The sequence below is a fragment of the Mycobacterium sp. OTB74 genome, assembly GCF_029892685.1.
Classification (GTDB): domain Bacteria; phylum Actinomycetota; class Actinomycetes; order Mycobacteriales; family Mycobacteriaceae; genus Mycobacterium.
Map to the genome: position 1 here is coordinate 135,784 of NZ_JARXVD010000006.1, position 22,203 is coordinate 157,986.

At 66.1% G+C, this 22,203-nt stretch carries 16 protein-coding genes and 1 pseudogene; 8 read left to right on the top strand and 9 right to left on the bottom strand.

From position 1 onward, the window contains the following. The gene (pruA, locus tag M2432_RS11015; protein ID WP_280826844.1) at positions 1–1,623 is read right to left on the bottom strand and encodes an L-glutamate gamma-semialdehyde dehydrogenase; all 1,623 of its coding nucleotides are present in this window, start codon (positions 1,621–1,623) and stop codon (positions 1–3) included. 83 nt (positions 1,624–1,706) lie between these two features. On the opposite strand from pruA, the gene M2432_RS11020 reads away from it, so the two are divergent. Then, complete coding sequence (locus M2432_RS11020; RefSeq protein WP_280826845.1) at positions 1,707–3,275, top strand: helix-turn-helix domain-containing protein; 1,569 nt, start codon at positions 1,707–1,709, stop codon at positions 3,273–3,275. Between the two features lie 14 nt (positions 3,276–3,289). Here the strand turns inward: M2432_RS11020 and dapC are convergent, their stop codons facing one another. Next, complete coding sequence (gene dapC / locus M2432_RS11025; protein WP_280826940.1) at positions 3,290–4,393, bottom strand: succinyldiaminopimelate transaminase; 1,104 nt, start codon at positions 4,391–4,393, stop codon at positions 3,290–3,292. A 2-nt stretch (positions 4,394–4,395) separates the two neighbouring features. Beyond that, entirely contained in the window at positions 4,396–4,716 is a 321-nt protein-coding gene (gene fdxA / locus M2432_RS11030; protein ID WP_280826846.1) for a ferredoxin, read from the bottom strand. A gap of 269 nt (positions 4,717–4,985) precedes the next feature. Between fdxA and M2432_RS11035 the strand changes: the two genes are divergently transcribed. From M2432_RS11035 to M2432_RS11045, 3 genes are all read left to right on the top strand, one after another. Further along, a complete protein-coding gene (locus M2432_RS11035) occupies positions 4,986–5,543 on the top strand; it encodes a PadR family transcriptional regulator (RefSeq protein ID WP_280826847.1) in 558 nt (185 codons plus the stop codon). Between the two features lie 14 nt (positions 5,544–5,557). Beyond that, positions 5,558–7,573: an NADPH-dependent 2,4-dienoyl-CoA reductase gene (locus M2432_RS11040; RefSeq protein ID WP_280826941.1), complete on the top strand. Its 2,016-nt coding sequence runs from the start codon at positions 5,558–5,560 to the stop codon at positions 7,571–7,573. A 100-nt stretch (positions 7,574–7,673) separates the two neighbouring features. Further along, positions 7,674–8,165 carry a DUF309 domain-containing protein gene (locus tag M2432_RS11045; protein ID WP_280826848.1) on the top strand — a complete coding sequence of 164 codons (492 nt, stop codon included), beginning with the start codon at positions 7,674–7,676 and terminating at the stop codon, positions 8,163–8,165. Between the two features lie 4 nt (positions 8,166–8,169). Here M2432_RS11045 and M2432_RS11050 read toward each other — a convergent pair whose 3' ends face one another. Both M2432_RS11050 and M2432_RS11055 read right to left on the bottom strand, forming a co-directional pair. Further along, positions 8,170–8,631, bottom strand: a complete 462-nt coding sequence (locus M2432_RS11050) for a DUF2231 domain-containing protein (RefSeq protein ID WP_280826942.1) — start codon at positions 8,629–8,631, stop codon at positions 8,170–8,172. Positions 8,632–8,751: 120 nt separating this feature from the next. Continuing rightward, on the bottom strand, positions 8,752–11,319 hold the full coding sequence (locus M2432_RS11055; protein WP_280826849.1) for a bifunctional FO biosynthesis protein CofGH: 2,568 nt from the start codon (positions 11,317–11,319) through the stop codon (positions 8,752–8,754). 221 nt (positions 11,320–11,540) lie between these two features. On the opposite strand from M2432_RS11055, the gene M2432_RS11060 reads away from it, so the two are divergent. Beyond that, complete coding sequence (locus M2432_RS11060) at positions 11,541–13,088, top strand: hypothetical protein (RefSeq protein WP_280826850.1); 1,548 nt, start codon at positions 11,541–11,543, stop codon at positions 13,086–13,088. A 2-nt stretch (positions 13,089–13,090) separates the two neighbouring features. Here the strand turns inward: M2432_RS11060 and M2432_RS11065 are convergent, their stop codons facing one another. Both M2432_RS11065 and mshB read right to left on the bottom strand, forming a co-directional pair. Then, positions 13,091–13,408 (bottom strand): hypothetical protein, encoded by a 318-nt coding sequence (locus tag M2432_RS11065; protein WP_280826943.1) that lies wholly within the window; start codon positions 13,406–13,408, stop codon positions 13,091–13,093. Positions 13,409–13,606: 198 nt separating this feature from the next. Further along, a complete protein-coding gene (gene mshB / locus M2432_RS11070; protein WP_280826851.1) occupies positions 13,607–14,506 on the bottom strand; it encodes an N-acetyl-1-D-myo-inositol-2-amino-2-deoxy-alpha-D-glucopyranoside deacetylase in 900 nt (299 codons plus the stop codon). Positions 14,507–14,534: 28 nt separating this feature from the next. Between mshB and M2432_RS11075 the strand changes: the two genes are divergently transcribed. After that, complete coding sequence (locus M2432_RS11075) at positions 14,535–15,794, top strand: chloride channel protein (RefSeq protein WP_280826852.1); 1,260 nt, start codon at positions 14,535–14,537, stop codon at positions 15,792–15,794. Here the strand turns inward: M2432_RS11075 and M2432_RS11080 are convergent. Beyond that, positions 15,781–17,640, bottom strand: coding sequence for an ABC transporter family substrate-binding protein (locus tag M2432_RS11080; RefSeq protein WP_280826853.1), 1,860 nt, complete (start codon positions 17,638–17,640; stop codon positions 15,781–15,783). The two genes, M2432_RS11075 and M2432_RS11080, sit on opposite strands and share 14 nt — an antisense overlap. A 249-nt stretch (positions 17,641–17,889) precedes the next feature. Here M2432_RS11080 and M2432_RS11085 point away from each other — a divergent pair, with 249 nt between their 5' ends. Next, entirely contained in the window at positions 17,890–18,804 is a 915-nt protein-coding gene (locus tag M2432_RS11085) for a hypothetical protein (protein ID WP_280826854.1), read from the top strand. On the opposite strand, the pseudogene M2432_RS11090 reads toward M2432_RS11085, so the two are convergent. After that, positions 18,773–18,883: pseudogene (locus M2432_RS11090) on the bottom strand (helix-turn-helix domain-containing protein); the annotation flags it as partial. The gene M2432_RS11085 and the pseudogene M2432_RS11090 overlap by 32 nt on opposite strands. 88 nt (positions 18,884–18,971) lie before the next feature. Here M2432_RS11090 and M2432_RS11095 point away from each other — a divergent pair. Beyond that, positions 18,972–22,175, top strand: a complete 3,204-nt coding sequence (locus tag M2432_RS11095; protein ID WP_280826855.1) for an adenylate/guanylate cyclase domain-containing protein — start codon at positions 18,972–18,974, stop codon at positions 22,173–22,175. Positions 22,176–22,203: the final 28 nt, after the last annotated feature.

Below are 22,203 nucleotides of genomic sequence, written 5' to 3' on the forward strand. Positions count from 1 at the left end.
TCAGGCCTCCATGTGCGGATAGTTGTGGTCAGTGGGCGCGACGAAGGTCTCCTTGATAGACCTGGCTGACGTCCAGCGCAGCAGGTTCAGTGCCGAGCCGGCTTTGTCGTTGGTGCCCGACGCGCGCGAGCCACCGAACGGTTGTTGTCCCACAACGGCTCCGGTGGGCTTATCGTTGATGTAGAAGTTGCCGGCCGCGAACCGCAACCGCTGCGCAGCGTCCCGTACCGCCGTCCGGTCGTCGGCGATCACCGCGCCTGTCAGCGCATACTTGGCACCGGTGTCGACGATGTCGAGGATGTCGTCCCAATCGTCGTATACGTGTACCGCCAGGATCGGCCCGAAGTACTCGGTACTGAACGCCTCGTCGCGCGGATCATCGGAAAGCAGCACAGTGGGTCGGACGAAATAGCCAGTGCTGTCATCACATTGACCGCCAACCGCAACGGTGACGTGCGGCCTGCTCTTCGCATTCTCCAAGACCGCCACGTTTCGGGCGTACGCGCGGGAGTCGATCAGCGCTCCGCCGTAGCTGGTCAGATCGGTTACATCGCCGTAGCGCAAGGCGTCGGTGGCGGAAAGGAAGTCGTCGCCCATCGTCTCCCACACCGAGCGGGCGATGAAGGCCCTGGATGCCGCCGAACACTTCTGCCCCTGATAGTCGAAGGCACCGCGAATAAGCGCGGTGCGCAACACATCCGGATTGGCGGAAGCGTGAGCCAGGACGAAGTCCTTGCCGCCGGTCTCGCCGACCAGACGCGGATAGCTGTGGTAGTTCTCGATATTTGCCCCGACCGTGCGCCACAGATGTTGGAAAGTGGCGGTGGAGCCGGTGAAGTGGATGCCGGACAACCGGGGGTCGGCCAGGACCACATCGGATACCGCGTAGCCGTCACCGGTCACCAGGTTGATCACCCCGGGCGGGAGTCCGGCCTCCTCCAGGATTTGCATGGTCAGGTATGCCGAGAAGGTCTGGGTGACAGACGGTTTCCACACCACGGTGTTGCCCATGAGTGCCGGCGCGGTGGGCAGGTTGCCGGCGATGGCGGTGAAGTTGAAGGGCGTGATGGCGTAGACGAAGCCGTCCAGTGGCCGGTAGTCGGTGCGGTTCCAGACCCCGCGGCTGCTAATCGGCTGCTGAGCCAGGATCTGCCGAGCGAAGGCGACGTTGAACCGCCAGAAGTCGACCAGCTCGCAGGGCGCATCGATCTCGGCCTGATAGGCGGTCTTGGACTGGCCCAGCATGGTGGCGCCGGCGATCTTCTCCCGCCACGGGCCTGACATCAGATCGGCTGCCCGCAGGAACACCGCGGCTCGGTCATCGAACGACATTGTCGCCCAGTCATTCTTTGCGGCCATCGCAGCATCGACCGCGGCGGCGGCCTCGGTATGGCCGGCGTTGACCAGGGTGCCAAGCACCGCGCGATGGTTGTGGGGCTGCACTACGTCGATGCGCTCGGCGCCGGACATGGTGCGCCGGCCGCCGATGACGTGCGGCAGGTCTGCCGGAGTCGCGGTGAGTTCAGTCAGCTGGTGCTGCAGGCGGGCGCGTTCAGCAGAACCCGCGGCGTAGTCGTGGACCGGTTCGTTGACGGGCAGAGGAACATCGGTGATGGCGTCCATGGGTCAAGAATCCGCTGGGAACGACTTCGATCTGTTGGCCGATTGGACAAATATTTCAGCCGGTGACAGTACAATCGGCCAATATGAAGGCCGTTGGCCTTGGTCAGCTGCTACTGGCCCTCGATGCGACCATGGCAACCCTGGTCGAGGCGCCGCGCGGCCTGGATCAGCCGGTTGCTGCAGCCGCCCTGATCGATCCGGACGACGTGCGCCTCGGCTTGGCGGCCGGTGCCGGGGCAGCTGATGCCTTCCTCCTGCTCGGCATCGATGACAAGCAGGCTACGGACTGGCTGGAACGGCAACTGGCTCAACGGGTTCCGGTTGCGATGTTTGTCAAAGAACCGTCCGAAAGGCTGGTCAAGCAGGCGGTGGCGGCCGGGGTCGCAGTGGTCGCCGTCGACCCGTGGGCACGCTGGGAACGGCTGTACCGATTGATCAATCACGTGCTGGAGCACCACGGCGACCGCACCGATCCGCGGTACGACCCGGGCACTGACTTATTCGGCCTGGCCCAGTCGATCGCGGATCGGACCCACGGCATGGTCAGCATCGAAGACGAACAGTCGCACGTTCTGGCTTACTCAGCCTCCAACGACGAGGCCGACGAATTGCGCAGACTATCGATCCTCGGCAGGGCCGGCCCGCCGGAGCATCTGGAATGGATCGGCCAATGGGGCATCTTCGACGCGCTGCGGTCCGACACCGGGGTTGTCGCAGTGGCCGAGCGGCCCGAACTCGGGCTACGCCCGCGGCGCGCGGTGGGCATCCATCTGCCCCAGCAGGACGGACGTCGTGGGCCACGGTTTGCGGGAACCATCTGGCTGCAACAGGGTTCGCGGCCGCTGGCCGACGACACCGACGACGTGCTGCGTGGGGCGGCGGTTTTGGCAGCGCGGATCGTCACCCGGCTGGCGGCCAATCCGTCGACCCATACGGTGCGGATGCAGGAGTTGTTGGGACTGCGCGATTTTGACGACGACATCGCGCAAGTGGCGCGAGAGCTGAGCATCGTCGACGGCGGGCGGCTGGCGTTGGTCGGATTCGCTGCCACCGACCCGGTGCCGTCGCGATTGACCGATGTTCTGGCCTTGAGCGCGAGCGCTTTTCGCCATGACGCCCAAGTCGCAACCCACGGGGGCCGCAGCTACGTACTCTTCCCCGATGCCAGACGGTCGGTGACCTCATGGGTCCGCGGCACCGTCGGTACCCTGCGTGCTGAACTGAATGTTGAACTGCACGCCGTGATCGCCACCGGCACTTCGGGTTTGGCAGACGCGGCTGCGGCGCGGATCGAAGTCGACCGGGTGCTCGATTCAGCGGCGCGCCATCCGGGCGCCTTTGCCGCAGTCACCTCGCTGGCGGACGCTCGCACCACTGTCCTGCTCGATGAGATCGTCACCCTGATCGCCGCCGACGACCGGTTGCGCCACCCGGCGATGGCCAGGCTGCAGGAGCACGACCCCGTGCTCACCGAGACGCTGCGGGAGTATCTGGACAGTTTCGGCGATGTCGCGGCCGCTGCCGGGCAGTTGCACGTACATCCCAACACCGTGCGGTATAGGGTGCGCCGGATCGAGAAGCTTCTGGACACCTCGCTGGCCAACCCTGACACCCGTCTCCTGCTGGCGCTGAGCCTGCGGGCCACGGCCTGAGTTTTGCCGGAGAGCTAACTCAGTCGGGAGACTGCGGCGGCGATGCGTTCGTCGGTAGCGGTCAACGCAATTCGCACGAACTGCTCGCCGGCGGGTCCGTAGAACTCGCCCGGCGCGACCAGGATGCCACGTTCGGCGAACCACGCAACGATGGCGCGACCGGACTCACCACGGGTGGCCCAGATGTACAGCCCCGCTTCGGAATGCTCGATGGAAAAGCCTGCACCGCGGATCGCTGACAGCAGCCAAGCGCGGCGTTTGGCATACAGGTCGCGCTGGTACTGCTCGTGCTCGTCGTCGTCGAGCGCCGCAACCATGGCGGCCTGGACCGGAGTCGGCACGATCATGCCGGCGTGCTTGCGCACCGCCAGTAGCTCGGCGACCAGGTCCTGATCCCCGGCGACGAATCCCGCACGGTAGCCCGCCAGCGACGAGGTCTTGGACAGCGAGTGCACGGCCAGCAGTCCGGTGTGGTCACCGTCGCAGACGTCGGGGTGCAGCACCGAAAGGGGCTGCGCTTCCCAACCCAGACCCAGGTAGCACTCGTCGGAGGCCACGACCACGCCGCGCTCGCGGGCCCAGCCGACCACCTTGCGCAGGTGGTCGGCACCCAGCACCTTGCCGGTCGGGTTACTCGGCGAGTTGATGAACACCAGGGCAGGCCGCTGCGGCCCCAGCTGGGTCAACGAATCGGCGCGCAGTACATGAGCTCCCGCGAGGCGCGCGCCGACGTCATAGGTGGGATACGCCAACTCGGGCACCACGACGGTGTCCGAGCCACCCAACCCGAGCAGGGTGGGCAGCCAGGCGATGACCTCTTTGGTGCCGATCACCGGCAGCACAGCCGACTCGGGTAGGGCGGTGACGCCGTATCGACGACCCAGTGCCGCGACCGCCGAAGCGCGCAGCTCCGGGGTGCCCGCGGTCGCCGGATAGCCGGGTGAGGCACTGGCGGCGTCCAGAGCCTCCCGGATCACCGGTGCCACCTCGTCTACTGGCGTACCGACCGAAAGGTCGACGATGCCGTCCGGGTGTGCGCGTGCGGTCGCAGTCGCGTCGGCCAGGGTGTCCCAGGGGAACACCGGCAAGTCGGCCGAGACGCGCCTCCTGTCAGACAGGGTCACTCACCCTGCGGCGGCAGGCTCTTCACCACTTCGGGGTCGTTGTCGGTCTGGCCGACCTTCGACGCGCCACCGGGTGAGCCGAGCTCGGCGAAGAAATCGGCGTTGTTCTGGGTGTATCCGCTCCACTGGTCGGGGACATCGTCCTCGTAGTAGATGGCCTCGACGGGGCAGACGGGCTCACAGGCTCCGCAGTCCACGCACTCGTCGGGGTGGATGTACAGCATGCGTGCACCCTCGTAAATGCAATCGACCGGGCACTCTTCGATACATGCCTTGTCTTTGACGTCGACGCAGGGTTCGGCAATGACGTACGTCACCGGTGGTTCTCCTGTTTCAGTGGGCTGCTGGCTCGTCAGGTGATGGCGAGCAGACGTCAGTATGGTGCGCCCATATTGAGACGTCTGTCTCAGTGTTACCTAACTTCACTCGCCGCCCCCCACGGGGCGGCAAGTGGTTACTGATACTAAACGTTGCACATACCGTCCGACTAGGTGCCATCCACAGTTTTTGCAGCTTTTCGCCAGGCCTTCGAAATAGCCATTGCAACTAGTTGCATAGAACCGAAGGTCGCACTTATGCTTGCGTCGTGGCCCTCCCCCACGCCATCCTGGTGGCGCTGTGCGAACAAGCCGGCTCGGGTTACGAGCTGGCGCATCGCTTCGATCGCTCGATCGGTTATTTCTGGGCGGCCACCCATCAGCAGATCTATCGGACCCTCCGCACCATGGAGGAGGACGACTGGGTCCACGCCGAAGTCGTCGAGCAGCACGGCAGAGCGGACAAGAAGGTCTACTCGGTGACCGACGCCGGTCGTGCAGAACTGAAGCGCTGGATTGCCGAACCACTCACCGGCAGAGGCAGCTCGGTCACAGACTCACGCACCCGTGACCTCGCGGTGAAGATCCGCGGCGCGATACACGGCGATCTGGATGCGTTGCGCAGCCAGGTGGAAGAACTCCGCCACGAGCGCGCCGAATTACTGGACACCTACACGGATTTCGAGAAAAGTCAGTTCCCCGACCCGGCCGCGCTGACCGGCACAGCGCTGCACCAATACCTGGTGCTGCGCGGCGGCATCGGCGCCGAACAGGGCTCGGTGGACTGGTTGGACGAAGTACTGCTGGGCCTAGGAAGGCGACTGTGACATATCCATACCCGATGATCAACCCCTATCCGAATCTGTTGTCCCCGTTGGACCTTGGCTTCACCACGCTGCGCAATCGGGTGATCATGGGTTCGATGCACACCGGTCTTGAAGACCGTCCGCGCGACACCGGCAAGCTGGCCGAGTACTTCGCCGAGCGGGCCCGCGGCCGGGTCGGACTGATCATCACCGGTGGCTACGCGCCCAACCGCACCGGCTGGCTGCTGCCGTTCGCCGCCGAGATGCTGTCGTCGGCTGACGCCCGACGGCACCGCCGCATCACCTCCGCCGTGCATGCCGAGGGCGGAAAGATTCTGCTCCAGGTGCTACATGCGGGACGCTATGCGTACCATCCACTTTCGGTCAGCGCTTCGTCGATCAAGGCGCCGATCAACCCGTTCCGGCCGCGTGCACTGCGCGACGTCGAAGGCACCATCGCCGATTTCGTCAAGTGCTCCCTGCTGGCCCGCGAAGCCGGCTACGACGGCGTGGAAATCATGGGTAGCGAGGGCTATCTGATCAACCAGTTCCTGGCGCCGCGGACCAACAAGCGCACCGACGCCTGGGGCGGTACCCCGGCCAAACGCCGCCGGTTCGCCGTCGAGATCGTCCGGCGCACCCGCGAGGCGGTCGGCAAGGACTTCATCATCTGCTACCGGCTGTCCATGGCCGACTACGTCGAGAGCGGCCAGACCTGGTCGGAAATCCTTGATCTGGCAACGGAAATCGAGGCCGCCGGCGCGACGATCATCAACTCCGGCATCGGCTGGCATGAAGCCCGGGTGCCGACCATCGTCACCTCGGTGCCCAACAGCGCATTCGCCGATATCAGCAATGCGGTGGCCCAGCACGTCAGTATCCCGGTAGTGGCGTCCAACCGGATCAACATGCCCGAATCGGCCGAGCAGATCCTGGCTGACGGTGCGGTGCAACTGATTTCGATGGCCCGACCACTGCTGAGCGACCCGGACTGGGTACGTAAGGCCCAGCACGACGCCGCCGACGAGATCAACACCTGCATCGCCTGCAACCAGGCGTGCCTGGATCACGCTTTCGTGCACAAGACCGTGTCCTGCCTGCTGAACCCACGGGCCGGCCATGAGACCACGCTGATTCTGGGCAAGACCCGGCTCACCAAGCGGATCGCAGTGGTCGGGGCCGGACCGGCGGGACTGGCCGCCGCTGTGACTGCCGCCCAGCGCGGCCACGACGTGACACTGTTCGAGGCCGGCGACCGGATCGGCGGCCAATTCGATTTGGCGCGAAGGATTCCCGGCAAAGAAGAGTTCAACGAGACGTTGCGCTACTACACCACGATGCTGGCCAAGCATCGAGTGGACGTGCGACTGAACACCAGGGCCACGGTTGACGAGTTGGCAGATTTCGACGACGTGGTGCTGGCCACCGGGGTGACGCCGCGGATGCCTGTCATCCCGGGCATTGATCACCCGATGGTGCTGTCGTATGCCGAGGCCCTCACCGGCGCGCCCGTCGGCAAGCGAGTGGCGGTGATCGGCGCAGGCGGGATCGGTTTCGACGTCAGCGAGTTCCTGACGGTCGACGAGTCACCCACGCTGAACCTCAAGGAGTGGAAGGCCGAGTGGGGTGTGGAGGAACCGGGCGAGACCCGAGGATTCCTGACCACACCGATCGCATTGCCGCCGGCTCGCGAGGTGTACCTGCTGCAGCGCAGCAGGGGCGCGCAGGGCCGCGGCTTGGGTAAGACTTCGGGCTGGGTGCACCGCGCTTCGGTGAAAGCCAAAGGTGTACAGCAGCTTTCCGGGGTTAACTACGAGAAGATCGATGACGCCGGCCTGCACATCAGTTTCGGGCCCGACCGCATGGACGCGCTTGTATTAGAGGTCGACAACGTGGTGATCTGCGCCGGCCAGGATTCTGTGCGCGAACTGGCAGACACCTTGCGCGACAAGGGCATTGATCCACACGTTATCGGCGGTGCGGCAGTGGCCGCCGAACTGGACGCCAAGCGGGCCATCCGCCAGGGCACCGAACTCGCCGCCCGCCTCTAACTCGCCCAATCGGACAAACGGGTCGCTTTTCTCGAGTAAAGGCGGCCCGTTCGTCGATCTCGGTGAGACCCGAGCCAGGCAGTGTCACAATCAGAACCGTATGACTGACATCCAACCCCCCCGCGACCGCGACGAGTCCGGGCGACCCCGCAATGCCCGACCGCGCGACGCGCTGGGTCGGCCCCTGCCGTTCGATAGCTGCGCCAGGGTCCCCCGCATCCCCGACGACCTGCTCCTGCCCGCCGCCGAAACGCTCAGCTACGCACAGGATTTGCTGGAGACAGGCCTGGCTTTCAATGCGCACGAGGTGTTCGAGGCGGCCTGGAAGAACGGCCCCGACTCCGAGCGGCTGCTCTGGCAGTCACTGGCGCAGCTGGCGGTCGGCATCACCCACATTCAGCGTGGCAACGCAGGCGGTGCGGCAGCGCTGCTGCGGCGCGCCGGCGAGGGACTCACCCGGGTCAACCGCCCGGTGCCGCACTCGATCGACGTCGACGGGCTGATCGACTGCGCAGCGTCACTCGCCGACGACCTTGCCCAAGGCAGCGAGATCGACCCCACCCGATTGCGGCCACGACTCACCACGTCCTGACGGTTCAGGACCCGCTGCCCCACACCGCATGTGCCCCGGTGTCGCCGATTCGCACTATCTGATAAATCGTCGCGACGCCGATCACCACAGTCAGCACTGCCACCACGATGCCGGCCAATCCCCGCCTATTACCGAGCCGCTCGCCCCATCGGTGTAAACCGACCAGCGCCAAGGACACCAGCAACAGGCCCAGGACGAAATAGATCGCGGTGTCGCCGAGTTCGGTGTGCTCGTGCAGGATCGGGGACTTCACCGCCTGCTGATGCTCCAACCACTCGCCGGCCTCGGTGGTCAGCGGGGTCAACACCGTCAACACCACGGAAAGCGCCAACACCAGCCACACCAGGCGCTCCCGCGCCGCGGTCCAGACCGCGCAGAGAATCAGCAGTATCGCGGTCAGCGGCGCCAGAACGACGATCGCGTGGACGAATAACGGGTGCGCAGGAATGTCGCCAATGGTGTTCACGTACCAAAGCCTGACACTCATGCCCCGTGAGCGTGCGCAAACCGCTCACGGCGAGCGGCGTGTCGCACGCAAACACGCTCCCCCGCAAGCGGGAGCTGCCACCTAGCTCGCGGGAAAAGGCTAAGCGGCCAGTGGCGTGTAGGTGGTGGTGCGCTGTCGAGCCGGGCGACCGATACCGGAGGCGATCTCCACCAGTTCTTCGACCGACTTGGCCGAGCCGTTCTCCGAGCCCGCCATCCGCGAGATGGTCTCTTCCATCAAGGTGCCGCCCAGATCGTTGGCTCCGCCGCGCAGCATCACCTGCGTCCGCTCGACACCCAGCTTGACCCACGACGTCTGGATGTGAGAAATCCTGCCATGCAACATGATTCGGGCCAGCGCATGCACCGCACGATTGTCCCGGTGCGTCGGCCCCGGCCGGGCACCGCCGGCGAGGTACAGCGGCGAAGACTGGTGCACGAATGGCAGCGGCACGAACTCGGTGAACCCGCCGGTGCGGTCCTGGATCGAACGCAGCACGTTCAGGTGCCCGACCCAGTGCTTCGGGGTGTCGACGTGGCCGTACATCATGGTCGAACTGGACGGCAGCCCCACCTCATGCGCAGTGGTCACCACGTCGATCCACTCGGAGGTGGGCAGCTTGCCCTTGGTCAGCACCCAGCGCACCTCGTCATCGAGAATCTCGGCGGCGGTGCCGGGGATGGAGCCCAGCCCTGCCTCGCGCAGCGCGGTCAGCCACTCCCGCACCGACATCCCGCTGCGGGTGACCCCATTGGCAATCTCCATGGGCGAGAAGGCATGCACATGCATGGACGGCACCCGTGCCTTGACCGCCCGCACCAGATCGGCGTACCCGGTCACTGGCAGTTCGGGGTCGATGCCGCCCTGCATGCAGACCTCGGTGGCACCAGCGACATGCGCTTCCCACGCCCGATCCGCGACGTCGTCAGTGGACAGGGAGTACGCGTCGGCATCGCCCTTGCGCTGGGCGAACGCGCAGAACCGGCAGCCGGTGTAGCAGATGTTTGTGAAGTTGATATTCCGGTTGACGACATAGGTGACGTCCTCGCCGACGACGTCCCGCCGCAGCGAATCAGCAAGGGCGGCAACGGCATCCAGCGCGGGACCATCAGCGGTTGCCAGCGCCAGGTACTCGTCGTCCGAGCAGCCCGCAGGGTCCTTCTCGGCCGAGCGCAGCGCCGCCAACACATCGGTATCGATGCGCTCAGGCGCCCGCGCCGCCAGCTCCGAGACCTTCTCCCGGATGGATTCCCAGTCACCGAACGCGCTACCCAGATCACTTCGGGTTTCGGTGAGCCGACCCTCGGAGTCGATGGCCGTGTGAAGATCGATGCGCCCCAACGACTCTGACGCCTCGTCAGGCTCCTGCCAAGGCCGGCCGACAGGATTGACATCCAACGCCAGGCCGTCATCAGCAGCCAGCGCCTCGACGTGCCCACGCACCCGCGGGTCGATCCAGGCCACCCCGGCCTGCACATAGCTCGGCTGCGCGGTCAACCGCTGCACCAGGTCATACCCGGCTTCAACGGTAACAGCGGCCAATTCGTCCAGCGCGGGCCAGGGCCGTTCCGGGTTGACGTGGTCAGGGGTCAGCGGCGACACCCCACCCCAGTCGTCGACCCCGGCGCCGATCAACGCCAGGCACTCGTCCCGCGACACCAGGTTCGGCGGTGCCTGCACCCGCATCTTGGGGCCCAGCACCAGTCGCGTGACGGCGATGGTAGCGAGGAAATCGTCGATACCGGCGTCCGGCACGGAGGCCATGGCGGTCTGGTCCTTGGCCCGGAAGTTCTGCACGATCACTTCCTGCACGTGCCCGAATTCCTTGTGGGACTTGCGGATTGCATGCATGGTCTCGGCCCGCTCGGTCAGCGTCTCGCCGATGCCGACCAGCAGTCCGGTGGTGAACGGGATGGACAACCGGCCGGCGTCATCAAGGGTGCGCAGGCGCACCGCGGGGTCCTTGTCCGGGCTGCCGTAGTGCGCCTCGCCCTTGACCTCGAACAACCGTCGCGACGTGGTCTCCAGCATCATGCCCATCGAGGGTGCGACCGGCTTGAGCCGCGAGAGCTCCGACCAGCTCATGACGCCCGGGTTCAGGTGCGGCAGCAGTCCGGTTTCCTCGAGCACCCGGATGGCCATGGCGCGCACATAATCCAGCGTGGAGTCATAACCACGCTCGTCGAGCCACTGGCGGGCCTCGTCCCACCGGGTCTCAGGCCGGTCGCCCAGAGTGAAAAGGGCCTCTTTGCAGCCCAGCTCAGCGCCCCGGCGGGCGACGTCCAAAATCTCGTCGGGCTCCATGTACATGCCCATGCCCTGTGCACGCAGCTTGCCCGGGACGGTCACGAACGTGCAGTAGTGGCAGGTGTCCCGGCACAGGTGGGTGACCGGGATGAAGACCTTGCGCGAGTAACTGACCGGCAGTCGTCCGTTCGCACCGCGGCGCCCAGCGGTTTCCAACCCGGCGTCACGCACCCGCGCTGCGCTGGCACACAGATCAGCCAGATCATCGCCGCGGGCGGTCATCGCGATGGCCGCCTCGTCGACGTTGAGCGCAACACCATCGCGGGCGCGACGCAGAACGCGACGCAACGCCGCAGCGTTCGGCTTGGCGGGGACGACGGGACTCGGCAGATCCGTGCCGTTGTGCGGGTTCAGAGCCACTCCCCATTAACCCCGGCGTGGTCAAAAATCATCCGCGCGTCTCACTATCCGAAACCGGTGCGCCTGACATGCCAGCCACAGTAATACCAGCGCTGAATGCACTGACGGCTGGCGTCGCCACGACCCTCTCCGGGGCCGAAAATGCCACCCGGTACGGTTAGTCGGCGCGTAAGTTCACTTGTGGTCGGGGATAGGCATTCGCAAGGAGCGGGGTTTTCCACATGAGCGTTTCCGTCCGGTCGTATCTCACTGCAGGCGTTGCTGCGATTGGCGCCAGCGCCATCGCAATCGCCCCGACAGTGGTACCGCTGCCAGACATTCAAGTCGCCAATACCGCTGCGCAAGTGCGGCCGGCGATTAGCCACGAAATGGTCGAGCTGGCCGCTGCCGTAGAGCAGATGGCCGCCAGGGCCGCGGCCGCCGCAGCTGGAAGCACGGCGCCGACACAACCAGACCCCGTCATCTCGGCGCTTCAGACGCTGGTGCCGTCGGCCGGAACCTCCATCCCCGTGCCGGGCAACACCCCGACGGGCAGCACGGCTACCAGCGCCGCAGCTACCGTGGGCTCCAACGCCGTGGTGGCGCCGCAGAATGCGGCGTCCGACTGGCTTATCAACGCATACCAGTTCATCCAGTACTGGGTGGATTACGGCGTAGATCTGTCGCAATACATCTTGGGCTGGATTCCGTTCGGCTACCTCATCGGCGACCAAGTTGGAATCGTTTACTACAACCTGGTCCGGCCCGTCGCCGACACCACGGTCTACAACCTGCTCGTCCCGGTGTTGAACGACCCGCTGAATCCCGCGGTGTGGCTCAACGGCATCGGTGATGTCGCCTGGTCTGTTGGGGCCGGCTTGGTGAACACCGGCGTCGCAGAGTTCAACTACTGGTTCGGCTGGCTCCTCCCGCCGCTGCCGCCGCTGCCGCCGCTGCCCCTGGCCGCAACGGCGGCGACCTCTCTGGCTGCGGCCCTGGGCGTAACAACAAGCGCCGCAACGCCGGCACAGACCGTCCGCAGTGTCATCGGTTCAGTGGTGCTGCCGCCGGCCGACTTCCTGACCAACCTGACGGTCAACGGCATGACCGGCGCCTACAACGCCATGCACGACGTAACCAACTGGATGGTGACAGGCGTGGCCGATCCCGTGCTCAACGCGATGCACCTTCAGTTCATCAGCAAACAGATCGACATCAATTACCAACTGCTCAGCTCGTTGACCAAGCAGACCGTCGGCCTGACCACCGACTTGATGAAGGTGCAGGACAACTACCTGAACAACATGCTCAAAGGCGGCCAGGGGCTGCTGCAGGCCGTAGGCACCGAGGCCAACTACATCGGCAACAGCATGAGTACCCGCGCCTCGAACGCCGGCGACGCGTTGCACACCTGGGGCAAGGCCGAGAAGAGTTACTTCACCCCGGGAGGGCTGGCGGCCACCAACAGCACCACCAGTAGCAGCACCCCTGCCGCGGCCACCAGCGTTCCGTCGGCTCAGGCATCGCTGCAGGCCACCCAGAGCACGACTGAAACCACCGGCAGCACGACAAGTGGCAGCACCCGCACTGACACCACCAAGTCGCCGGTCAAGTCAGCAACCGATTCGGGCAAGGACACCACCAGCACGGTGACCAAGAACGTCGGTCAGACGAGTTCGAACGCGGCCACGAAGACCGGCAGCAAGTCGTCGAGCAACGGCAGCAGCAACGGCGGTGGCGGGAAGTCGGACGGCTCCAAGCACGTCACCAAGCACGCCGGCAAGAACTGACGTCAGCGGCGGTTGCGGCGAGAAAGCAGCCAGGCCGGCGGTAGTGCGCCCATGGCGATGAAAATCAGCACGCCATAGGCGTACACGCCGCGACCGCCGAAGACGATGTCGTCACCCGGCCCCCCGAGCAGCAGCACCAACACCGTGGCAAGCCACGTCCACAGCGGCAGTGCCGCCAGGCGCGGCTGCGGCGGAGCCCAAGTCATCGCGGCCCAGACCAGCGCAGCGTTGACCAGCCCACACACCAGCGCGCTGATCGGGAGCGGCACCGACCCGATGCGCATCGGCAGCAGCAGAGCACCGGCGATGGCAGACAGCATGCCGTCAACGGCCAGCAGACCGAGCACAACAAAACGCGCCCAGCCGAGGACGGGGCGCGTTTTGAGTGAGTCCGGTGTCGTCAGGTCGGGATGCTGTCCAGCAGACCGACCAAGGAGCCGACGACCCACTGATAGTTGTCGCCAAGGGTCTGCAAGTGCTGCAAGTTGGGGTCGAGGTCGGGGTCCATGCCGGTCACCTTACTCCGCGGCCGGCACGGGCAGCGTCAGGTTCATCCCACTGAGTAGGTCAGTCTCTACCCCGGCCGAGTTCCGCGGGCCCGCTGTGCCCTGCACCAGTACGTAGTCCTCGCGCGCCGCGATCGGCAGCGCGAAGTTGTTGGACAGCGCGAATGCGCGTCCGGTCGGTTCGACGGTCACCTGGGTGCGGTGCGCGCGCATCGCGGCGACTTTGGCGGGCAGCTGATCCGGTACTTCGATGACGGCGTCCACCCGATGATCGAATTCGAATCCCAACCCATCTACCGGTATCCGCTGCCACGTTGACGGCAGGTCCAGACCGTCGAGCAGCCGCATACCGTCGACGAGCGCGTCGCGAGTCATCACGGTCCAGTAGAACTTTGGGACCTGCCACGGCTCACCCGGGTACTGGTTCCCTGCCGCGGCAGCGATACCGGCAGTGGTGACGCGGTGTGCCTGAATGTGGTCGGGGTGGCCGTAGCCGCCGTTGGGGTCGTACGTGACCACGACGTGCGGCCGGAACTCGCGCAGCACCGCGACCATGGCGCCGACCACTTCCTCGGTGTCGGCTTCGGCGAACCGCGGGCGGTGCCGTGCAGGAGTGCCGGGCATGCCGGAGTCCCGCCAGTGCCCGGCACCGCCCAGGTACCGCGGCCCGTCAACCCCCAACTCACGCAGTGCCAAAGTCAATTCGCCGATTCGATAGCCGCCGAGCTGGTCGGCTCCGTCGACGGCCAACTGGGCCCACTGCGGGCCGATGACCTCGCCCTCCTCACCCAACGTGCAGGTGAGCACCCGCACATCGGCACCACGCGCGGCATAGTGCGCAATGGTTGCGCCGGTGGTCAGAGTTTCGTCATCGGGATGTGCGTGCACGAACAACAGCCGAGGGGTCTCCATATACCCAAGGCTGGCATACATTCACGGTGTGACGCGGCGCGCGGTCGAATTCAGTTGTGCGGTGATGATCACTGGCCTGCTCGCCGGACTCGCCGGTGCCGCCACCTACGAAGCACTGCATCTCATCGAACATGCCGCGTATGGCTATTCGTTTGGCACGCTGCTGAGCGGTGTCGGCAACAGCCCGCCACTGCGCCGCGTACTGGTGCCGGTGCTCGGCGGCGCAATGGCCGGTCTGGGTTGGTGGGCGATCCGCCGCCGCAAGCAGGTGCCGGCGCTGTCTGCCGTGATCGGCGGCGAGCCGATGCCCCGCCTGCAGATGGCTGCCGATGCGGTACTGCAAGTGCTGGTGGTCGGTTTCGGGGCATCACTGGGCCGCGAGGGCGCTCCTCGCCAATTGGCCGCGGTATTCAGCGAATTCGGGATGTCTCGGCTGTCACTCACCGCGCGCGACCGGGAGATCCTGCTGGCCTGCGCCGCCGGCGCCGGTCTGGGTGCCGTGTACAGCGTGCCGGTGGGTGGGGCATTCTTCGCCGCGCGGGTGCTGCTGAACAGTTGGCACCCGCGAGTCGTTGGAACGGCGTTGATCACGTCGAGTCTTGCTGTCGCCGTGTCGTTTCCGGTCACCCATTTCGAGCAGGTACTGACCTGGCCCGACCCGTCGCTGACCTATCAGTTTGCGATTCTGGCGCTGGCGATCGCTCCGCTGTCGGTATCCGTCGGGCTGGTGTTCAACAAACTGATAGTCATGGCCCAGCCCCATCCGCAACTGCGGTCCTGGCTGTTGGTACCGGGTATTGCGCTGGCCGGCTTGGTAATTGGTGTCTGCTCGATCTATCTGCCCGAGCTGCCAGGTAACGGACGCAGCATTCTGTCCCAGACCATCGGGGCCAACGTGGGACTGACCGGTGCGGTCGCGCTGCTGGTGCTCAAACCGCTGCTGACCGCGCTGTATCTACGGGTCGGTGCGGTCGGAGGCCTCATCACGCCGGCCCTCGCCACGGGTGCCTCAGCGGGAGCCGTTGTCACACTTGTGGTTAACGGTCTGGCCCACACTCATCTGCAGGTCGCGGCCATGGCGTTGACCAGCGCCGCCGGGGTTCTGGCGGTGACGATGCGAGCGCCGACCTTCGCCGCACTGTTCGCCTGGGAACTTGCGCGACCGCCCGAGTGGCTGTTTCTGGTGTTTGCGATAGCCGCATTCGCGGCACGCGGGCTGCAGTGGCTGCGGGAGCAGCACCGGGACACCGTGGTGGCTTGGGCGGCCAAGTCGCTCAGGGTGTCTTGACCCACTTACCGGCGTCGCCCACGATGCCGACCGGGACGGCGCCGGTGAGACTGACGTTCTGAACGGTCGGGCCGGCCGCGACGATGGTCGTGTCCTGCAGGATCGGCAGCACCGTCGCCATGCCCCATAGCTTGGGCTCCAGTTCTGCCAATACGGAGGAGATGTTCTCGGTGCCGGCCAGTGCTGCATCGATCTTGGGCTGAATGCTCCGGTCGCAGACGCCGGTCAGGTTGCTGGGCGCCTGTACCAACTGGTCGCTGCCGGGGAACTTCAACGGGGACGACGTCGGTGTCTGCGGCGTCGTACCCGGCTGTGGTTCAACAGGTTTCGACGTAGAAGCCGGCGGGTTCGGGGTGAGTGGCGAGGCGGTCGACACCGCTGTCGCATCCAGACCCGGGCAGCCGTACCGGGACGCCAGTACCGTCGCCAGGTCGCCTCCGGCTTGATGCCAGCCCACGATCGCGTCGACGCGGTTGAGCCCCTCGTTGTAGAGCACCACCGGGTCCAGCGCCAGCACCGAGGCGTCGATTCCGACATTGCGCAGCTGGTCGGCGGCGGTGTTGGCCACCGCCGCCGACGTGGGGTCGTTGGCGGCCACGCCGATCACCAGCGCCAGCGGCTTGCCGTCCTTGACGATGTGCTCGTGGCCAGGCTGCTGCGGCGCGCCGGGTGCCGGTGGCGGAGGCGCAACCGGGACAGGCGCACTGGTGTAGCCGGACAGGTGCAGCAGTTGCATCGCTGCTGCACGGTCCATAGCGGGGGGTGCAGTCGGCACATATCCCGGGTCCGACGGTGTGCGGATCTGGGCCTGCGCCAGGGTGACGGTGTTGTCACTGCCGGCACCCACAGCCGCCAGCAGCCCGACGTCGAGCAGCCCCATGAGCGCCTTGCGTACCTGCACATCGGCCAGCACCGGCCGTTGCGCGCGCAGGGTCAGCTGCATGACGCGCGGCGTGACGATGCGCGCGGTCCGCACCCCTGGAATGGCCGCAAGTTGTGCGAAGGTGGCCTGACCACCGTGCACCTGGGCGACCTGCGTGTCCCGGTTGCGGATCGAATCAGCAAGGGCCGCAGCCGATCCCCCACGCCGGAACAGAATCTGATCCGGCACCGACGGCACGCTCCAGTACCGGTCGTTACGGGCCAGCAGAATCTCGTCGCGCTGCGGGTCGATGCTCTCCACCCGGAACTGGCCGCCGGTCACCGGCATGGCCCGGGCGAGTCCCGCGCCGAATCCACCGGGCACGTCCTTGACAATGTGCGCGGGCAGGATGTCGTTGAACAGTTCCCGCCAGGCGGGGTACGACTGAGAGAAGGTCACTACCGCGGTCTTGCCGCCGTCGACCGACTGCACGCCGGTCACCAGGTCGTAGCCCGCCGGGTCGACGACGCCGGGCTGGCTGACCATCTGGCGCCACAGGTACCAGTAATCGTCGGCGGCGATCGGCGCATTGTCCGTCCAGGAAGCCTCCGGCCGGATCTTGTAGGTGACGGTGAACGGGTTCTGGTTGGTCACCACGGCCGACACCAGCAACGACGGGTCCATTTCCCACCGCGAACCCGACGGCGACGAGGGGTCGGTGATCGGTCGGAACGAACTGGGTAGGACCAACGACGAAATCGCCGCGTTGACCGGTGACTGGTCGGACTTCAGGTGCGGATTGAAGCCCGGTCCGATCCAGTCGATGGCCATGATGATCTGGTTCATCTTCGGCGGGGGCGGCGTGGTGCTCTTGGTGGTTTCGGTGCTGCGCGGGGCCGGCGGCGGACTGACTGTGCAGCCCGCGAGCACCAGCACTGAAAGCAGTGCGCCGGTCGTCATCAGATGGCGGCAGGCGGTCGGCATGCCGTTCAGGGTATCGGCAGACGGACGCCCGTCCTGCCATGTGCCCCGCGGCGGCGCCGTGGCGGACTACCGACAGTGCGTGGCATCAGGGGCAGGACAGCCGCGCCCTGCGCTGGCACAGCTATTGCGAATGTGACGCTCGCCGTCGCCGACAACGCCGGGCGGATCGCCGATAACCGTCACATTCGCAATAGGACCCATCACTGCGGTACCGCCGGGTGAAACCTTCCGGCGCCCATAATCAGCGATATGGGTCTTCTGCCGAAGCCGCACACCGCCCTTACCGACGCCGACGTCGCCGAAGCATTGACCCGCGCGGTCGCGGTCATCAATCCGCTTCTCAACCTGCTCTCCGAGGCCGATCCGATCGGGCTGCGCAAACGCACCCACCGGCTGCTAAGGCCGCCGCGCCGGCTGAGCGACCGAGTCCGTCGGCTGCGGCTGTGGGGCCGGCGCCACAAGGCCGGTCGCGGCCTCAGCAACGCCGACCGCGCTCTGAAGGCCGGCGCACAGCTGATGAACGCGGGTGACTTCCCCGGGACCGCAGCCTGGGACCAGATGAGCCGCGACGAGCGCATCCATTGGTGGGTGCACCGGGTCGGTGCGCTGAACACACTCGTGGTGGCCTCGCCAGGGGCGTTCGGTTGGCTGGCCCGAGTGCTGCCGGTCGGCGACTTGGCCGGGTTCGTCAACCATGCCATTGTTCTGTGCGCCCTGGCCCGCGAGTACGGAATCACCGACCAGCGAGAGCAGGTGCGGATGCTCGCTGAGGTGCTGTGCCAGCGGCATCTGCCGGAGGACTTACCCGACAACCTGGCCGTGCCGACCGCCGAATTGGAGCCACTGCCCGAAACCCCGCCGCCGGGGTGGAAGCCGTTGGAGGCCATCACGTCGTCGATGCCGGTGGTGATCACGAAGACGGTCTGGCAACTGGCGGGCATCCTGCAGGCGATGTTCGAGGAGGTGGCCAAACGACCGCACCCGTCGAAGCTCTACCGGCTTCTGAGCTCACTGCCCGGGCTCGGCGCGATCGCCACCTACTTCGGCGAGCGTGACGCACTGGTCCGAGCAGCCCAGAAAGGAGTCGCGTGGCTTACCGAGTACCAGGCCACCAGGCCCTCCGGCGGCGAACCTAGCGAGACTGCCGATACACCCGAGGCGTGACGCCTACTCGTTGTTTGAAGGCCGTGGCGAAATGGTTGGGTGTGGAAAAACCCACGTCCTTGCTGATCTGAGCGATGGAACGAGAGGTCTTGGCTGCAAAACTCCGTCTCGCGCAGATGCACGGCTATACGCCGGACACGGCTGGTCAGCGATGACACGATATTCACGTGGATGGCACCGGGGACGGTCACGATGCCCTGACAGAAACGGGGCTGTCGTGTGGGTCATGTGGCGGGGAGCTACCGCGCAAGGCCAAGTTCTGTAACGAGTGCGGTGCACCGGTCGCCCAAGTCACCCGAACCGCGGAGTACAAGCAAGTCACGGTGCTGTTCGCCGACGTTGTTCACTCGATGGACATCGCGGCGGCGCTGGGGCCGGAGCGCCTGCGCGAGATCATGGCCGAGCTGGTGGACCGCTCTACGGCCGTGGTGCAACGCTACGGTGGGACGCTGAGCCAGTTCACCGGCGACGGCATCATGGCGATATTCGGCGCGCCGGTCGCGCTGGAAGACCACGCTATTCGCGCCTGCCGGGCGGCCTTGGGCGTTCAACAGGAAGCGCAGCGGCTGGCAGCTGAGGCCGAGAAGCGCGACGGTGTGTACCTGCGGCTACGCGTGGGCCTGAACTCCGGTCAGGTCATCGCTGGTGAGATCGGTTCTGGGCCTTTCGGTTACACCGCAATCGGTGAGCAAGTCGGCATGGCTGAGCGGATGGAATCAGTCGCCCCGGCAGGTGGGGTAATGCTCAGCGCGTCCACCGCACGACTGGTTGACGGTGCAGCGGATCTCGGCGAGCCGGAGACGGTCCGCATCAAGGGCGCCGAGAAGCCGGTAACCGCCCGGCGGCTGTTGGGCATCGGCGACCGGCATCACACCGTCGGGCGTGCTGAATCGACCCTTGTGGGTCGGCGACTGGAAATGGCCGCCGTCGAGGGGTTGTTGGACCGCGCGGTCGACGGCCATGGTGCGGTGGTCGGAATCGTGGGACCAGCCGGCATCGGTAAGAGCCGTCTGGTGCGTGAGCTCGCGGCGATGGCTCGCGACCGTGACGTACAGGTGGTCTTCGCCTTCTGCGAGTCACACACCAGCCAGGTCCCGTTCCAGTCCGTCGCGCGGCTACTGCGGGCGGCCACCGGGGTTGAAGGTCTGGACGCGCACACCGCCCGAGATAGATTGCGCGAGTGGATCACTGAGGTCGACACCGAGGACTCGCTTCTCCTTGATGACCTGCTGGGCATCGCCGATCCGGATGTCGAGCTGCCGCGAATCGACCCGGACGCCCGTCGACGGCGACTGACCGCGCTGGTGAACGCCGTCTCATTGGCCCGTCAAACCCCAGCGGTCTACGTCCTTGAGGACGCCCATTGGATCGATGAGGTCAGCGAGTCGATGTTGGCCAATTTCTTCACCGTGGTTCCGCAGACGCCCTCACTGGTGCTCGTGACCCACCGCCCCGAATACGAGGGTGCGCTCACGCGGACGCACGGCACCCGTGCGATAGCCCTTGAGCCGCTCAGCGACTCGGATACGGCAGCGCTGGTCCTGCAGCTGCTCGGGTCGGACTCATCAGTCGGCACATTGGCCTCCGTAATCGTCGACAGAGCTGGCGGCAATCCATTCTTCGCCGAGGAGATCGTGCGCGATCTTGCCGAGCGTGGCGTGCTGGAAGGGCAGCCGGGCGTATACAGGTCGACAGCCGAGGGTGCCGAGGTGAATGTCCCTGCCACGGTGCAAGCAACCGTCGGCGCACGAATCGATCGGCTCGGCACGAAAGCCAAACGCACGCTGAGAGCGGCGGCGGTCATCGGCTCGCGGTTCAGTGTTGACCTGCTTACGGCGCTGGGCGTCGAACCGACCCTTGCGGAGTTGGGCACGGCTGAACTGATCGAGCAGGTCCGATCCGCTCCGCCCGCGGAATATGTATTCCGCCATCCGCTGATCCGCACCGTGGCCTACGAATCGCAGCTCAAATCCGATCGCGCCCAACTGCACCGACGACTCGCTGCCGCGATAGAAGAACACGATCCAGGCTCGGCCCAACAGAATGCCGCCCTGATCGCTGAGCACCTGCAAGCCGCAGGCGATCTCCGCGCCGCCCTCAGCTGGCACATGCGCGCAGGGGCGTGGGCGGCCACTCGCGACATTGTCGCGGCGTGGGCCAGTTGGGAGCGTGCGCGCCAGGTCGCCGACGAGTTGCCCGCCGACTTCAAGCGTCGCACCGCGATGCGCATCGCCGCGCGTGCCTGGCTGTGCGGCAACGCCTTCCGAGTCCATGCCAACATTTCCGACGGCCTCTTTGAGGAGCTGCGAGAGCTGTGCACCGCCGCGGGAGACAAGGCTTCGCTGGCCATCGGCATGGTCGGGTTGACGCTGGAGCACCTGCGTCATGGCCGGGTGCGCGAGGCATCGCGGCTGGCGTCGGAAACCATGGTGCTGGTCGAGGCGATCGACGAGCCGAGCTTGAAGATCGCGCTGTGCCTCGCGGCGATGAGCGCGAAGCTTGAGGTCAACGAAATCGCCGAGGTGCTGCGCTGGTCGCAGATCGTCATCGACCTGACCGGTGGCGACCCGGCCAAAGGGAACATCGTCTTCGGATCGCCGCTCGCGGTGGCGCTGGTTCAGCGCGGGACCGCGCTGTGGGCACTGGGCCGCGCGGGGTGGCGCGATGACTACGACCGGGCAGTGACCATGGCCCGCAGCGCAGACCCGATGTCGTATGCACTCGTCAACGCGCACGCCTACGGAATCGCGATATCGGGTGGAGTGCGACTTGCCGACGACACCGCGTTGCGCGACATCGAGGCGGCGCTGGAGATCACCGAGCGATCGAGTGAGGATTTCGCGCTGGGCTTTGCCCGGTGGACGCTGGGCACGGCCCTGATGCATCGGGAGTCCCCGGCGGAACGTGACCGCGGACTGGCGGTGCTGGGGCAGGCCCGCGACATGTGCCTGCAGGGGCGCATCTACCGATACATGCTCCCGATCATCGACATCTTCGTCGCGTCGGAGCGAGTCAGGCGCGGCGATCGCGACGGTGCCATACCGCTAGCGCGTGAAGCCCTCGAGGCCTTGTTCCAGGCCGGACAGCCTTGGTCTGCCATCCGGTCGACCAGCGTTTTGGTGGAGACCCTGCTGGAGCGCGGCGCCGACGCTGACGTGGCCGAAGCCGAGGCCGCGATCACCAGGTTGGCGGCCGCGCCCGTCGACGAGGGACTGGTTATCCGCGACATCTGGCTGTTGCGGATGCGCGCGCTGCTCGCACAAGCCCGTGGTGATGACGCGGTCTACTGCGACTATCGGGACCGCTACCGCACCATGGCGAGAACGATTGGCTTCGAAGGCCACATCGCGTGGGCCGAGGCGATGCCATGAGGGCAGCCGCACGCATACACCCCTTGGG

Coding starts and splice junctions, on each gene's coding strand:
- pruA (WP_280826844.1), bottom strand. CDS start 1,623: ATGGACGCCATCACCGATGTTCCTCTGCCCGTCAACGAACCGGTCCAC.
- M2432_RS11020 (WP_280826845.1), top strand. CDS start 1,707: ATGAAGGCCGTTGGCCTTGGTCAGCTGCTACTGGCCCTCGATGCGACC.
- M2432_RS11040 (WP_280826941.1), top strand. CDS start 5,558: ATGATCAACCCCTATCCGAATCTGTTGTCCCCGTTGGACCTTGGCTTC.
- M2432_RS11045 (WP_280826848.1), top strand. CDS start 7,674: ATGACTGACATCCAACCCCCCCGCGACCGCGACGAGTCCGGGCGACCC.
- M2432_RS11060 (WP_280826850.1), top strand. CDS start 11,541: ATGAGCGTTTCCGTCCGGTCGTATCTCACTGCAGGCGTTGCTGCGATT.
- M2432_RS11065 (WP_280826943.1), bottom strand. CDS start 13,408: ATGCTGTCTGCCATCGCCGGTGCTCTGCTGCTGCCGATGCGCATCGGG.
- mshB (WP_280826851.1), bottom strand. CDS start 14,506: ATGGAGACCCCTCGGCTGTTGTTCGTGCACGCACATCCCGATGACGAA.
- M2432_RS11080 (WP_280826853.1), bottom strand. CDS start 17,640: ATGCCGACCGCCTGCCGCCATCTGATGACGACCGGCGCACTGCTTTCA.
- M2432_RS11085 (WP_280826854.1), top strand. CDS start 17,890: ATGGGTCTTCTGCCGAAGCCGCACACCGCCCTTACCGACGCCGACGTC.